The following is a 13,361-nucleotide window of genomic DNA, read 5'->3' on the forward strand; positions in this document are numbered from 1 at the left end:
CCGCCGTGGCGGCCGCAAACGGGCGATCGGGACCAGGGCGCCGATGGTGGTGCCGCTGAGGCCCGACGAGCGCTGGTCGCTCGACTTCGTATCCGACCAGCTCACAGACGGGCGCCGCTTCCGCATCCTGGCCGTCGTCGACGACTGCACGAGAGAGTGCCTGGCACTCATCATTGATACGTCTCTCTCGGGCATGCGGGTTGCCCGCGAATTGGACCGGCTCATCACCGAGCGCGGCCGGCCGAGAATGGTCGTCAGCGACAATGGCAGCGAGTTCACCTCGAACGCCATCCTCTCCTGGGCGGATCAGAACCGCGTCGAATGGCATTACATTGCGCCCGGCAAGCCGATGCAGACGGATGTTGTAGAATAGCCCGTTCTTCTCATTCGGCGGCTTTTTCCACAGCCTTCTGCCTTTCCGGCCTCGTTCGCCATCGGGAAGTCGCTGCTGCATAGGCAGCTTCCGCCTTCTCGACGCGGGATCGTTCTTGGGCGCGCTTGGCCGGGATGTGTAGTCGAAGGCGGTGCCGCGTCTGGCATGGCTGGTCGGAAGGCCGGCACGCAGCTCGACCGATCTGAACTTGCGGGCGAGCAAGGCCGGCCGGGCCCAGATGTAGTCGGTATCCTTGCTCAGCATGTGCCAGATGATCATTGCAAGCTTGCGCGCAGTGGCGACGGCCGCGATGTGCTTCCCGCGGCGCGAGGCGATCCGCTTGTGGAAGGCGCGAAGAGGTCCTGGCGATCGCACAGCCGCCCATGCGGCCTCGACCAGCATCCCCCGCGCATGGCCGCGGCCCTGCTTCGTGATGCGCCCGTGATAGGCTGGCCCCTCACCGGACTGCCGCACGCTCGGATTGAGGCCAAGATAGGCAACGAGCTTCTGTGGATCGCTGAAGCGCCGTATGTCGCCGATTGCCGCGGCAACGCTCGCAGCCACGGTGACGTCGAGGCCGGGCAAGGTCATCAGGCGGCGGATTGTCGGATCCTGGAGGGCATGCACGGCGATATCCGCCTCGACCACCGTCAACGCCTCGTTGATCTGGTTAATCAAGCCGAGGTGGCGCTCGATGGCGGCGCGCTCATCCGCAGGCAATATTTGCCTCGTCAGCCATTTGCGCCCGCTGATCCCGACGAGGTTCCCATGCGGACACGGCGGGATCAGGTGGGCGTGGAGGATTGACTGGATCAGGTTCTTCAGCCGCGAACGCTGGCGAACCAGCTGTGTCCGCCTGGTGACCTGTCTTCGGAGGGCAAGGGTCCCCGGATCCGGAACCCAGACCTCCGGCAGAAAGCCCGAGGCGTAGAGCTTCGCAAGGACAGTGGCGTCGATCGTGTCAGTCTTCACCTTCGCGTGCGCGATCATGTGCACCTGCTTGGGATTGGCGATCACGATCCGATCGACGTAGGGCGACAGCACTTCAGCGACGGCAGCAGCATTGCCCGTGGCCTCGATCACCACATGATCATCGTGGGTGAGTTCCTTCCTGGCGAACTCCTCGAGCTTGTTGCGCAGCATTTGAACGCGGCCGAGCTTGACGACCTTGCCATCAAGCAACGACACGACCTCGGCGGCTACGCGGTGTATATCCATGCCGATAATACGCACGGTTCCCTCCATCGTTGGTCACGAACAGGGAGCGAGCGGGCAACACGACAAATACGGATCCGCGCTCGCAGCGCATCCGGGCGAGTCGTAGGGGCGGCCAGATAATGTGCTCGAACTCGCAGTTCATCTGCATACGACGGCCTGCCCGCACTTGCGTGCTCCCGGTGCCCCGTGGCCCGGATGCGCCAAGCTTAACGAACCTGACGACGGAACAAACGATGGCACCAAGAACATCATGCCGGATAATGGCTTCATCGAGAGCTTCAACGGCCGACTACGCGATGAACTGCTCAATGAGACGCTGTTTACTTCGCTGGCTCAGGCACGCGTCGCCATCGCCCTGTGGCGCGCTGACTACAATCCTGTTTCATAACACCCATCTGTCTATGTCGTTGAAGTGAATAGGTTTTGCTGATCTGGATGCGATCCCGTGGGGTATTTTGGGTTTTGCCGCGCGCGATGAACGATGCGCTGTGCCGCAGGTTCGCCAAGCGTTGATCGGCTGAAGACCCATGGACCATCCGGCAGAGGATGAACGCCTTCGATCTCGCCCGCCTCGGCGGCGAGCCTGAGGGTCTTCGGTGCAACGCCGAGAAGGCGCGCCGCCTTGTTCAGGTTAAGCCATGGCTCTTTGCCGTCCGCCGCTGGCCGGAAGACAGGGATCTTATGATGCGACCTGTGCGCGGTGACCCGTTCGCGTGTCCATTGATTGCCGTGGCCGGTCACCAGTCCATTGCGGTTGAGGATGCCAGCAATCAGATCATCATTGGCGATGAGCACCAGTTGGCGGACGGCCGCGATGATATCGCCGGACGTGCTGTTGCGCTGTCCACGGCGCCGCTTCGGCAGGCGCAGTTCAGTATGGACGCCGCCAACCCAATGGATCAGAAGAACGATCTCTGACGCTTCGTCATCGATATCGGCGACCACCTCCCGGATGACGGTGCGAACGATGCGCTTCTTGAGCCTTGCATCCGTCGTCGGCGCCGCCCATACAGCCTTGAGATCGGCGGCGAGCGCGGTGACGTGTATTGGCGACAGAAGTGATGGCTCCGATGTCGAGGCATCATGCGCGGCAATCCTGCTCTCGATCTCGCCGACACGCGTAAGCGCCCGGTTCCATCGCAACTCCAGTTCCGCCGCGACCAGCCGGTTCTGCGGATCGATGGCGTCGTATTGCCGGAACGCCCGATCGGCGTTGTAGCGTGCCGCCTCGCGATCGCGCATCAGAGCATCGCGGACCTGATCGCGGCGACTGGCCGCTTGCGCTTCGGCCTCGACGGCCGCGGCTATCGCTGCCGGCTCGACAACCCGCAGAAGAGCTTCCTCGATGGCGTCGTCGACGCGTAGTCCACCGAAGGCGATGCAACGCGGCTCGCCATTGTCAAGCAGACCACGCCAGCAGGAATAGCGCGGAATGTTGTGCTTGGTTCCCGTGTAGCGGACCGTCAGCTTGCGGCCGCAGCGCCGGCAGCGGACAAGGCCGGCGAGCAGAGCGTCGCCATGCTTGGGCGCCCCGTGATGCCGGCTCGTGGGCACGTTGTCGCTCACCATCTTGCGGATCGCTTCCGCCCTTTCCCAGCTGACGTAGCCTTCGTGTGCACCCGGGATCAGCGCCAGCCATTCATCACGCGCCTTACGGCGGCTGCGCGAACGAATGGCTGTTGCATCATATCCCGACGCAGCACGAGTCTTACCATAGGCGTAGGCGCCGCCGTAGATCGGGTTCTCGATCATTCGGTGGATGGTCGCATAGCTTGGCCTGCGCCAGACCACATCGCCATTGTTGCGCTTGGCAGGCAAATCCAGCCCATGTTCGAGGAACCAGAGCAGGGCCTGGCGGGCACTGCCGAGTTCCGCCACCTTGTCAAACACAAGGGTGATGGCCTCCTGCATGCGACGGTCGGGATCCTTCTCCAGCCGGTCGCCGACCTTCACGAAGCCGACCGGGGAAGCGACGACGAGTTCACCGCGCCGGGCCTTCTCATAGCGGGCCGACAAGGAGCGCTGACGCAGAAGATCGAGCTCATACTCGTTGAGACTGCCCTTCAATCCCAGCAGCAGCCGGTCATTGCCCTGGCGCGGTGCGTAGACCGTCTCCTGGTCGATCAGCACGGTATCGACGACGCGGCACATCTCGATGAGCTGCTGCCAGTCGCGGCTGTTGCGGGCGAAGCGCGATACCTCCCGCGCCGCAACCGCCCCAACCTTGCCGAGACAGACTGCTGCGACCATCCGATCGAAGCCCGCTCGCGCGACACCGCCAGCAGCAGAGCGGCCGAGATCGTCATCGACCGTCTCGATGCAAGACCAGCCGAGCGCGACCAGGCGATCGCGCATCGCATACTGCAGGGCGCTGCTCTCACGATTGTGCAGAACCTGATGGGCCGAGGACTGCCGCACATAAAGGATCGCCTTTCGCTCCAGATGGTGGGGCCGGATCTTCTCATGCATCATGGCGTGCCTCCTCCCGTGGAACGGCGCGCTCGCCGTCGACGTGGTCGAGGATCAGGCGCACCATCAGCTTTGTCAGCGTCAGGCGCGTCTCTTCCGGCAGCGCCTGCCATGGTGGCATCTGCGCGGTCTCCGCATCGTGCGGGTTGGAGAACAGATCGAACTGATATGTCGTGGGCTGGCGCGGCATGGACCTCTCCCCGATTCGCGTCGTGAGGATCCGATGCTGCGCCCGAAACCTCCAATTGCGATGGGGTGTGGGAATTGGCCGTCGCGTCCTGCAGCAGTGTCACCAAGACGCCAAGCGTTCTGGGATCGACATGTGGGGCAGCGGCAATGCGCCACGCGGTGCAGACCGCGCGATCAAACATCCAGGCCGGAACCTCCAGCCACCGATCGGAGGCGTGGCCAGAGAGACTGCAGCGGAAAACCTCCCGGTCAGCCTTCTCGATCACCTCATGAACGTGAACACAACGCCCGGCCCAGGGATGCCATGGATAAAGAAACTTGCGTTCCTCGGTCCCGTGGGCGTTCTCTCGTCGTGTTGTACAACACCGCCCGGCCGCATTCCCAAATCGCCTGGCAGACACCGGCCGAGTTCGCCACCACCTTCAATCTGCGACGGTCGCTCGCGCTGCGCGATGCCAAAGGCTCCGCGCCAGCGCCCGTCGCTTCACCCGCCCAGCAGGGCACAACCCACGCCGGAAACGAACTCAAAACTGGATAGAAACTGGGGGCAACGTCAAGCTGTTCGAAGAACCGGAGCGCCTGTTCCGGCGGGCCGCCGCCTTTCTTCCTCGCCTTTAGGGCATCGACGAAGCGCCACCTCGAATGGGCCATGCATCCAAGATGCGTTGCCCCTTCCAGCGTGCGCCAGGCGGAATAGCCGTCGCTCATCACGATGCCGCGTAATCGCCGAGGAAGGCCTGCGGGTGTATCTGGCCGCGGCCCGGCTGATAATCGAGCAGCACGATCGGCTCGTCACTGTCCTGGCCGCTCCGGTATGCCCACATGCACGAGGTGCTGGCGGCCTCTCTGTTCATTTCCTTCAGCACCTGGACCGTGGTCTCGTCGCCATGGATGAGGGGCTGCGATCTGAGCCGCAGCTTCAGGGCGTCATAGATGCGAGAGAGATGCTTTTCGCTCGACCCGATCACCCAGTGGCCCAGAGCGCCACGGCTGACAGGAACACCCGCGCGCTCGAAGGCCTGCGCCAGGCGGTAGAGCGGCGTGTCGAGGATCCATATGTGGACGGCCGTCGGCACCGTCGAGATCATGCGCCGCACCGGCAAGTCGAAGACCTGCGTCCGGCGCTGGCAGGAGCGCTTTGCCGCGGAAGGCTGTGACGGGCTGCTGCGCGACAAGACGCGGCCGTCGCGCATTCCGCCGCTCGGTCCCGATGTCGGAGAGCGCGTGTCGTGGCACTGACGCTTGCCGATCGCCGGGCAAGACGACCCACTGGACCGCCGACATGATTGCGCAAGCCGCCGCAATCAACGCCAGCGCCGTCAGGCGCATCTGGAAGGCGCATGGTCTCGCACCCCACCGGTGGCGCCAGTTCAAGCTCTCCAATGACCCTAAGTTCGTCGACAAGCTGCGCGACGTCGTCGGCCTCTATCTCGATCCGCCGGCCCACGCCATCGTGCTGTCGCTCGACGAAAAGAGCCAGATCCAGGCGCTCGACCGCACCCAGCCCGGCCTGCCGATGAAGAAGGGGCGGCTCGGTACGATGACGCACGACTACAAGCGCAACGGCACCAGCACCCTGTTCGCCGCCCTCAACGTCCTCGACGGCACCGTCATAGGCAGGAACATGCAGCGCCATCGCCATCAGGAGTTCATCCGCTTTCTCAATGCCTTCAACGCCGAGGTTCCCGCAGACAAGGCGGTGCAGTGGTCCTCGACAACTATGCTCCCCACCAGCACCCCAAGGTGCGCGCCTGGCTCGACCGTCACGAGCGCTTCACCTTCCACTTCACTCCGACATCATGCTCATGGCTCAACGCGGTAGAAGGCTTCTTCGCCAAGCTGTCCAAGCGCCGCCTGAAACGCGGCGTCTTCCACTCCGTCGTCGATCTCCAGGCCGCCATCAACCGCTTCCTCGCCGAGCACAACCAGCAGCCAAAGCCCTTCACCTGGACCGCCGATCCCGACAAGATCATCGCCGCCGTCAAGCGCGGGCACCAAGCGTTAGATTCCATCCAATAGTTCAGGCAGGGATTGATCAGCTGCTATTCGCTCCAGCAATGGTTCGATCCGGCACATGCCTTTGGCCGCGACGACACCGAACTCCATGGCAAAACCGCGTATGGCATTGGCGAGTTGTGTCCGATTGTGGATCAGCCCCTCTCGCACACCGACCAGCATCAAGGCCGCCTGCTGGTCCGTGGTCTTCACCGGCACGAATCGCGTGGTGGGTCGGCTCATCGCCTCACACAAGGCTTCCGCATCAGCCGCGTCGTTCTTGCCGCGTTTCACATAAGCTTCGCCAGCTGAGGCGCGATCAACTTTACTCTATGGCCGAATGAACTCAACAACCTCGCCCAATGATGCGGGCCACCGCATGCCTCAAGCGCAACAGTGGTCGGCGGCGTTTTCTTGAAGAACTTCACCATTTCTCTACGTTACAGCTTCTTGCGAAGAACCGGTTGTTCGCTTGCATTCACGCCGTGAAATTGAAACACGCTCTTTGACGTAGATGCCAATTCGGACTGTTCCACGGACGGTCTCCCTCGATTGATAGGAAAACACACCCACCATTAGCATCGCAAGAACATGGTCTCACTCCAGAGATGGGATGACGAAAGCCACGGACATGTCCGCTCGTGTCACCCATGCCAGTATGCGCGAAGGCGATGGATGGCATGCTAGACTGCCTTTGACGACTATCCGCATGGGGTTCGAACAGGCTGGCCAACTTCTCGCCGGCCGGCACCGGCTCACCGACCAACACCCGCCGCTCGCTCTGTTGGATACGCATTCGATCAGCGGTCGATAGTGACGAACCCGGGCCTGCCAGGGTTCGACGAACGGATTGGCCGCCACAGCCAGTCGCATTTCCGCCTGTCGTACATACGCCAAGGTCGCAGGGGCGATCGCGATCAGCTCGCGGTAGAGTTGGACACGGTTAGGGCGACCACGCGTGAACTGAATCTTGCGGGCGCGCTTCTTGGCTGCGGGGCAATGATCGCGCGCCATGCCAAGCCGGCGCCGCCGATCAAGGCATCAGCTTGCTTGAGCAGGCGCACCATGACCTGCACAGCATCCCACAGCAGGCTGCTATCGCTCGATTCGTGCATGAGCGCTGAGGTCACAGTGCTGTCCAGCCGCACAACAGTGCCGTCCTCCTGCTTCGCTTTCCGAGCACTCGACAGCAGTGCCCGATTGATCTCCTCCCATGTCTCGGGCCGGATCGCGCTGATCGTCTTTTGCAGCACCGACTTCTGCGGGCTCCAAGGCCATGGCAGGGGGGCAAAGGCTCGCAATGACGCGGAGTCCTCGCGGTGGTACGCCAACTCCTGATAGCTCAACTGGCGGTATTGCTTGAGGAGCGCGCAAGGCAAGACCGCTTCGGCGGATAGGCCTTGTCGTCCCGTGGCCTTGACGGCGTGCCGGCTGTTCGAGACAGCGGCACCAACATCCCGCTTGCGGCGGACAAGGGCTCAGGAGGACGAGACCATTCTGGCTTACGGCCATTTCAGGGCCATGCATATTCCCGGTTCGTCCCACCTGGATCCGCCAGGACTGATCGGATCCTGGAAGATTTGCAGAATTCAGTTCGGCTAACGCATCAGGCCGTCTTCATGACTGCACTCTCTATGACGACGCCGGCGCTGACGTATTTCCACAGCGCGACGAGCAGCTTGCGGGCGAGCGCCACAATCATCGCCTTCTTGAGACGGCCGCCGTTGTGTTTGACCCGGTCCTGGAACCACAAGGTGAGCGCCGATCGCGGTTGATGGCGAAGCCAGAGCCAGGCCGTCTGGATCAGCGTCGTTCGCAACCTTGGATTGCCGGCTTTCGATACCCCCTGGTCGTGATCGACCGAGCCGCTCTGTTTCGGACAGACCATGTTCTACCATCAGCTCGAAGCGCAGCACCTCCATGACCGTTCCGCCCAGACGGGGCGCAAGCCGAACACCCCATCTTGGACGGTGCGTTCTTGGCGCATTGTCGCTCCGGCAGTGGCAGGGCTTTGGACTCAGTGGCATGATGCAAAATACCTGAAACCGCCGGGCCTTGCTCGCGCAAAAACCAAGATTCTCTAAACAAAATCAACCGTCTCATCAGCTCTCCCCACTGGCTGGCAAGAAGATTGATGACGTTTACGCCCTCCGCGGCACCTTCCAGCATAGCTGTTGCCGGAGACAGGAAATGGACGTGCGTATCGGCGGCAACCCAACCCCTTTCACGCCAATGAAGAGCCTTTTCTATCCCAACTGTGATCTGTTTGGTTTCTCGTGTGATTTCGAACGTTTTCCGAACGGGCTTAACCTCGAATCCTTTTGTAATTTCTAGGAAGATCTCGCCCAACGGCAGATCAATCATCGCAAATCCCGAAATATATGTGGAGAGATGATTGCCATGGAAAAAGTCCGGGCTGTAGTTCTCGAACCATCCTGGATTCGGGTTTCGCATCCGGTCAACCGGAGCGAGGTACTCACCCACCTTACCATGCACGTGAAGCTTGACCGGAAGGAGCTTATTTGTCCCTGCCTCAACCACGCGAAGAATCACTCGCTGGTCCGCAGCGGCTATCGGCTCCAAGATGAAGTCATTCTGAGAGGTATGCTTTTCAAGGTCGCGGACAGCGATGCGAGTGCCGTCCGCCAAATGAAATTCAGCGTCTTCGTGAGCGGCATACTCGACGACCACTTCATTGAATGTCGTACCGGGCTCCAGGTTTTGACGTGTCTTTTCCCAGCCCTCCGTAGGATAAATGAGCCGTGGGCTGGCAGAAATAACTTGGCCGAGATCGATTTGTACCGGGTTCAAACGACTATCATCATCGAGAGCGGGACCGAAGCTCAATTCGGGCGGCACCCTGAGCAACGCTTTCTTGCGCTTCTCCCAACGGAGCGGCATAGAGTGGGCGTTGCCTGCTGCAACCCCAAAAATAATCAAAGTGCCGCACACGTGTTCGAACCTGAGTGCCTTCACTGCTTTCTCAGGATGCGGATTTTCGAGGGCCCACAGAAAGCTATGCCATGGTGCCGGCTCCTCAAAAAGGAGTTGTGTCTGACGCTCGCCCCAAGTGGGACCGTGAGCAGTGGTGTCGTTGATCAGCGTAGATTGGTGGCCGCCATTGAGCGACAGAGGCCGAGGTTTCTTGGCCGTTACTGCCTGGAGACATTGCTCTCCCCACCGGAACTGAAACGAACCGACCTGATGCCGCCGCCGAATTTCTGTCCTTTGCTCGGAGCCATCTTCGTAAATCAAGACGTAGTCAGCTGCGTGTTCGCCGAGCTGGCCGCTTCCTCGCATCGGGGAGACAACGAAGCGGCAGCAAGCGAACGTATATCCGAAGTATGCAAGAAGACGAACCACTGAGCTGCCGTCGGCGAAATCATAACTGTAACTCCGGAGAAGAACCGGGCGCCCAATTTCGAAAGGGATGCCCCACGCCACACACGAGCCGGAATGCGCAAACGGGACGGCCTTAGCCAACTCGGCCGAAACTTGTGGATGTCGTGCAAGCTCCTCGAGCGAGACCGTGCCCTCAACGCTGACAGGCCGGAACATCGACGAAGCTGGGCCGTCTCGATAAGCACTCATGTTGAAGTCCTTCATCTCTTTCTCTTCAGCCTCGGCGGCACCCGAAAACCATCAGCAGGTCTCCGTTCGAATCCCGTGTCACGCGGAGCTTCATTGCGACTGCGGAAACACAGTAATCCATTCGTTTTCGATGACATACAAAGTGCCGATGGTCTGTAGTTCCCAATGGAGAACGCAAGAAGTAAATCGATTTCGATCAGTGGCCGCTAATTGGGTTCGGTTGTCGTTCATCGTTTTGCCGCTCGGCTAAGTCTATTCCTTCATCTGGAGAGAGTTGTTTCTGTCCTGCGCTCTTGAACCATTCTCCAATCCCTCTTCAGATATTCAGATGCTCATACTGGTCTTGATCTTTGAATAGCTCGCGATCGCAGCTGTCACCGTTTCAGGGAAAGCCCCGCGCGGCCCCGCTTGTTGCCCCGCTTCTACAAGCGCGTGCGCCGAGCATGCGCAGAGACTTCATGCGCAATTGTCACAGGAAGGCGCCAGAGACGCCGCGCCTATGCCTTGTGCCGACTTCTATCTGGATATTTGAATGTTCGGTATGATTAGAGCTCTTCCCGGGTTCGTGGGTCTCAGGCCTGCGTTAATCCAGCCGGAGAAATCTGCGACACCGGTCGCTCTAACGCTACGTCGGTTTCGCGCTCCAGCGGGAAATGGCATTTGAAGCTGTGATGCGCGTCATCTGGGCTTGCTGTAGGTTCGGGGAAGACGCGGCTGCAGATATCCTGCGCGTAGCGGCAACGGGTATGGAACTCGCAGCCGGATGGCCGCCTCATCAAGCTCGGGACCTCACCCTTGAGCTCGATCCTGTTGAGCACCGCATCCGGGTCAGGCTCGGGATTGGCTGCAAGCAACGCCTCGGTGTAGGGATGACGCGGGTGCTCAAAGATACGCTCGGTCGAGCCGACCTCAATAAAGCGGCCGAGATACATGATCGCCATGCGATCGGTCATGTGGCGCACGACGTTAAGATTGTGCGAGATGATCAGGATCGCCATGCCGAGTTCGTCCTGAAGCCGCGCGAGAAGATTGAGCACATCGCCCTGCACTGAGACGTCGAGGCCTGCGGTCGGCTCATCGGCGATGATCAAATCGGGTTTGAGCGCAAGGGCTCGCGCGATACCCACGCGCCTGGCCTGACCACCGGAAAGTTGATGGGGATAGCGGCGAGCAAAATCAGCTGGCAAGCCGACCATCCGCAGCAGGCGCTCGGCTTCGCTTCCGGCATCGCGATCCTTTACTCCATGGATGCGAAACGGCTCTGTCAGGAGTGATCGCACGGTCAGCCTCGGCGAGAGTGAACCGACCGGATCCTGGAACATCATCGCCATGCGCCGCAAGTAGGGCTTGCGTTCAGCCCCGCTGAGCTCCTCAATTTCCTGTCCGTCGAAGCTGATGCTGCCGCTCACAGCCCGCTGCAAGCCGATGATCGTGCGCGCGATGGTGGATTTGCCTGAGCCGCTTTCACCGACAAGGGCGAGTGTCTCGCCCTTACGGATTTCAAAGGACACACCGCATACTGCGTCGATGAAAGGGGCTTTCGTCCCGGTTGCGAGCGCCTTCAGCGGACCCATGGTGCGGAAGCGGACGCGCAGGTCCTCAACCCGAAGCAGCGCGCTCATACCGAAACCAGCCGCTCTTCGTCGAGGAGATGGCATCGGGCGAGTTGGTCCACGCCGATGCGGTATCCGACCGGGTTCTCTTGGACACAGCGGTTGAACGCATGTCGGCAACGGGTACGAAAGATGCATCCTACCTTGCTGCCCAGGAGACTCGGCACCTCACCGGGAATGGTCGGCAAAGTGCGCGTGCTTTTTTTGATACGCCCGGGATCGCACTCAAGCAGCGCGCGCGTGTAGGGGTGAGCAGGATTGTGGAAGATGTCCCGCACCGCCCCCTGCTCCACCACTTCGCCCGCATACATGACGGCGACTCGGTCGCACAACTCAGCCACCGCGCCGAGGTGGTGGGAGACGAACAGAATCGAGCAACCAATTTCTTCTTGCAGCTCCTTGAGCAGATGAATGATTTGCACTTCTAGCGTTGCATCGAGCGCAGTGGTTGGCTCGTCGGCGACGAGGAGCGCTGGTTTCACAAGAAGCGCCATGGCAATGCAAACGCGCTGGCGCATGCCGCCGGAGAAGTGATGCGGATAGGCGCCAATACGACTTTCCGGATCAGGAATTCCGACCCGGTGAAGCATCTTGAGGGCATGAGCGCGCTTTTCGCTCCGGCTCCCTTGTTCGTGGTGCTGGATATCGATCATCTGGCTCTCGATGGTCCGCACCGGATTGAGCGCGGTCATCGGATCCTGAAAGATCATCGAGAGACGATCGCCGAGCAGGCTCCGACGCGCTGGAGCGGGCATTTTGAGCAGGTCTTTACCTTCGAACAGGATGCTGCCGGCTGTCACATCTGCGTTTTCAGAAAGGAGGCCCATCACCGTATAGGCAAGCGTCGACTTCCCAGATCCGCTTTCCCCGACGATGCCAACCACCTGTCCGGCTGGCACATCGAGCGAAACGTTTCGTAGCGCATGAACACGGCCGCGCGGCGTCCCAAAGTCGAGATCGAGCCCACGGATCTCAAGAAGTGGTCGGGCGGACGTATGTGGTGTAAGATCGTCGCGTCTCATAAGTCTTTCCGCAGCTTGGGATCAAAAATGTCGCGTAGCGCTTCACCCAGAAATGTAAAGCCAAGCGTTGCAAGGACGATGGGAATGCCGCTGGCGATCACCAGCCAAGGGGTCTGGTTGATGTAGCTATAGCCATCGTTGAGGATCGCTCCCCAGTCAGGCGTCGGGGGCCGCACGCCCATCCCGAGGAAGCTAAGACCTGCTTCCCAGGCGATGACCGCTGGCACGTCCATGCTCACGAGGATGAGGAGGGGGCCGATCACATTGGGCAGGACATGCACGCCAAGGATGCGCGTCATGCCTGCGCCCATGCTGCGCTCTGCGGCTATGTACTCACTGCTGCGTAGTGCTTGGGTCTGGGTGCGCACGACGCGCGCATAAATCGGCACCGACGTTATTGCGATGACAAAAATGATACTGGCCAGACTCGGGCCCAGAAGCGCGATGATGGCCAGCGCAAAGATGATGCCCGGAAAGGAGCGGATCGTATCGAAGACAAGCAAAAGCAAATTGTCGAGCCAGCGAGGACCGAATCCAGCAATCAAACCAAGCACGACGCCGACCGCCAGCGCACTGCCGAGGGAGGCGAAAGCAACGAGGAGCGGGATGCGGCCGCCCATTATGGTGCGAGAAAACGTGTCGCGGCCCAGTTGGTCCGTACCCAGCAGAAAATCCAGTGAAGGTGCGGCCAGACGCGGCCCGACCATGATCCGGATCGGATCATGCGTGATTATCAGCGGAGCGAAGAGCGCGCTTGCTGCTATGAGTATGACAAGCACTGCTCCGAGTATGCCCAGGCGGTTTTTACGAAATTGCCGCCAAAAAGTGCGAGAGGCGCCGGTAGCCGTTGCATCGTTGGATTCGGGACGGATGATTTCAACGATCGCCATC

The 13,361-nt window shown here is 60.7% G+C and carries 6 protein-coding genes and 8 pseudogenes; 3 read left to right on the forward strand and 11 right to left on the reverse strand.

Annotated elements, in window-relative coordinates:
- Positions 1-370 (forward strand): annotated as a pseudogene (locus tag NKJ32_RS30825) (DDE-type integrase/transposase/recombinase); the annotation flags it as partial.
- 13 nt (positions 371-383) lie between these two features.
- On the opposite strand, the pseudogene NKJ32_RS30830 reads toward NKJ32_RS30825, so the two are convergent.
- Positions 384-1,606: pseudogene (locus NKJ32_RS30830) on the reverse strand (IS110 family RNA-guided transposase).
- A 244-nt stretch (positions 1,607-1,850) separates the two neighbouring features.
- Between NKJ32_RS30830 and NKJ32_RS30835 the strand changes: the two are divergent.
- A pseudogene (locus NKJ32_RS30835) lies at positions 1,851-1,967 on the forward strand (integrase core domain-containing protein); the annotation flags it as partial.
- A gap of 23 nt (positions 1,968-1,990) precedes the next feature.
- On the opposite strand, the gene NKJ32_RS30840 reads toward NKJ32_RS30835, so the two are convergent.
- From NKJ32_RS30840 to NKJ32_RS30850, 3 genes and pseudogenes are all read right to left on the reverse strand, one after another.
- Complete coding sequence (locus tag NKJ32_RS30840; RefSeq protein ID WP_352829877.1) at positions 1,991-4,063, reverse strand: recombinase family protein; 2,073 nt, start codon at positions 4,061-4,063, stop codon at positions 1,991-1,993.
- Positions 4,053-4,250, reverse strand: a complete 198-nt coding sequence (locus NKJ32_RS30845; RefSeq protein ID WP_023722661.1) for a hypothetical protein — start codon at positions 4,248-4,250, stop codon at positions 4,053-4,055. Before NKJ32_RS30845 ends, NKJ32_RS30840 begins: the two co-directional genes overlap by 11 nt.
- 554 nt (positions 4,251-4,804) lie before the next feature.
- Positions 4,805-5,349: pseudogene (locus NKJ32_RS30850) on the reverse strand (IS66 family transposase); the annotation flags it as partial.
- Here NKJ32_RS30850 and NKJ32_RS30855 point away from each other — a divergent pair.
- Positions 5,318-6,268 (forward strand): annotated as a pseudogene (locus NKJ32_RS30855) (IS630 family transposase); the annotation flags it as partial. The pseudogenes NKJ32_RS30850 and NKJ32_RS30855 overlap by 32 nt on opposite strands.
- Here the strand turns inward: NKJ32_RS30855 and NKJ32_RS30860 are convergent.
- From NKJ32_RS30860 to NKJ32_RS30890, 7 genes and pseudogenes are all read right to left on the reverse strand, one after another.
- Positions 6,266-6,820: pseudogene (locus NKJ32_RS30860) on the reverse strand (IS110 family RNA-guided transposase); the annotation flags it as partial. The pseudogenes NKJ32_RS30855 and NKJ32_RS30860 sit on opposite strands and share 3 nt — an antisense overlap.
- A gap of 127 nt (positions 6,821-6,947) precedes the next feature.
- Positions 6,948-7,674 (reverse strand): annotated as a pseudogene (locus tag NKJ32_RS30865) (ISNCY family transposase); the annotation flags it as partial.
- Positions 7,675-7,850: 176 nt separating this feature from the next.
- Positions 7,851-8,123: pseudogene (locus NKJ32_RS30870) on the reverse strand (transposase); the annotation flags it as partial.
- Positions 8,048-9,850 (reverse strand): hypothetical protein, encoded by a 1,803-nt coding sequence (locus NKJ32_RS30875; protein WP_352829879.1) that lies wholly within the window; start codon positions 9,848-9,850, stop codon positions 8,048-8,050. The pseudogene NKJ32_RS30870 and the gene NKJ32_RS30875, both read right to left, overlap by 76 nt.
- A 557-nt stretch (positions 9,851-10,407) precedes the next feature.
- Positions 10,408-11,457: an ABC transporter ATP-binding protein gene (locus NKJ32_RS30880; protein ID WP_352829880.1), complete on the reverse strand. Its 1,050-nt coding sequence runs from the start codon at positions 11,455-11,457 to the stop codon at positions 10,408-10,410.
- Positions 11,454-12,470, reverse strand: coding sequence for an ABC transporter ATP-binding protein (locus NKJ32_RS30885; RefSeq protein ID WP_352829882.1), 1,017 nt, complete (start codon positions 12,468-12,470; stop codon positions 11,454-11,456). The genes NKJ32_RS30880 and NKJ32_RS30885 overlap by 4 nt, the downstream gene beginning before the upstream one ends.
- The gene (locus tag NKJ32_RS30890) at positions 12,467-13,360 is read right to left on the reverse strand and encodes an ABC transporter permease (protein WP_352829884.1); all 894 of its coding nucleotides are present in this window, start codon (positions 13,358-13,360) and stop codon (positions 12,467-12,469) included. Before NKJ32_RS30890 ends, NKJ32_RS30885 begins: the two co-directional genes overlap by 4 nt.
- Position 13,361: the final 1 nt, after the last annotated feature.

The sequence above is a fragment of the Mesorhizobium sp. M0159 genome (assembly GCF_040322295.1).
Lineage (GTDB): Bacteria > Pseudomonadota > Alphaproteobacteria > Rhizobiales > Rhizobiaceae > Mesorhizobium.

What these genes read in the sequence shown, in the direction of transcription:
- NKJ32_RS30840 (WP_352829877.1), bottom strand. Translation starts at nt 4,063, where the DNA reads ATGATGCATGAGAAGATCCGGCCCCACCATCTGGAGCGAAAGGCGATC.
- NKJ32_RS30845 (WP_023722661.1), bottom strand. Translation starts at nt 4,250, where the DNA reads ATGCCGCGCCAGCCCACGACATATCAGTTCGATCTGTTCTCCAACCCG.
- NKJ32_RS30875 (WP_352829879.1), bottom strand. Translation starts at nt 9,850, where the DNA reads ATGAAGGACTTCAACATGAGTGCTTATCGAGACGGCCCAGCTTCGTCG.
- NKJ32_RS30880 (WP_352829880.1), bottom strand. Translation starts at nt 11,457, where the DNA reads ATGAGCGCGCTGCTTCGGGTTGAGGACCTGCGCGTCCGCTTCCGCACC.
- NKJ32_RS30885 (WP_352829882.1), bottom strand. Translation starts at nt 12,470, where the DNA reads ATGAGACGCGACGATCTTACACCACATACGTCCGCCCGACCACTTCTT.
- NKJ32_RS30890 (WP_352829884.1), bottom strand. Translation starts at nt 13,360, where the DNA reads ATGGCGATCGTTGAAATCATCCGTCCCGAATCCAACGATGCAACGGCT.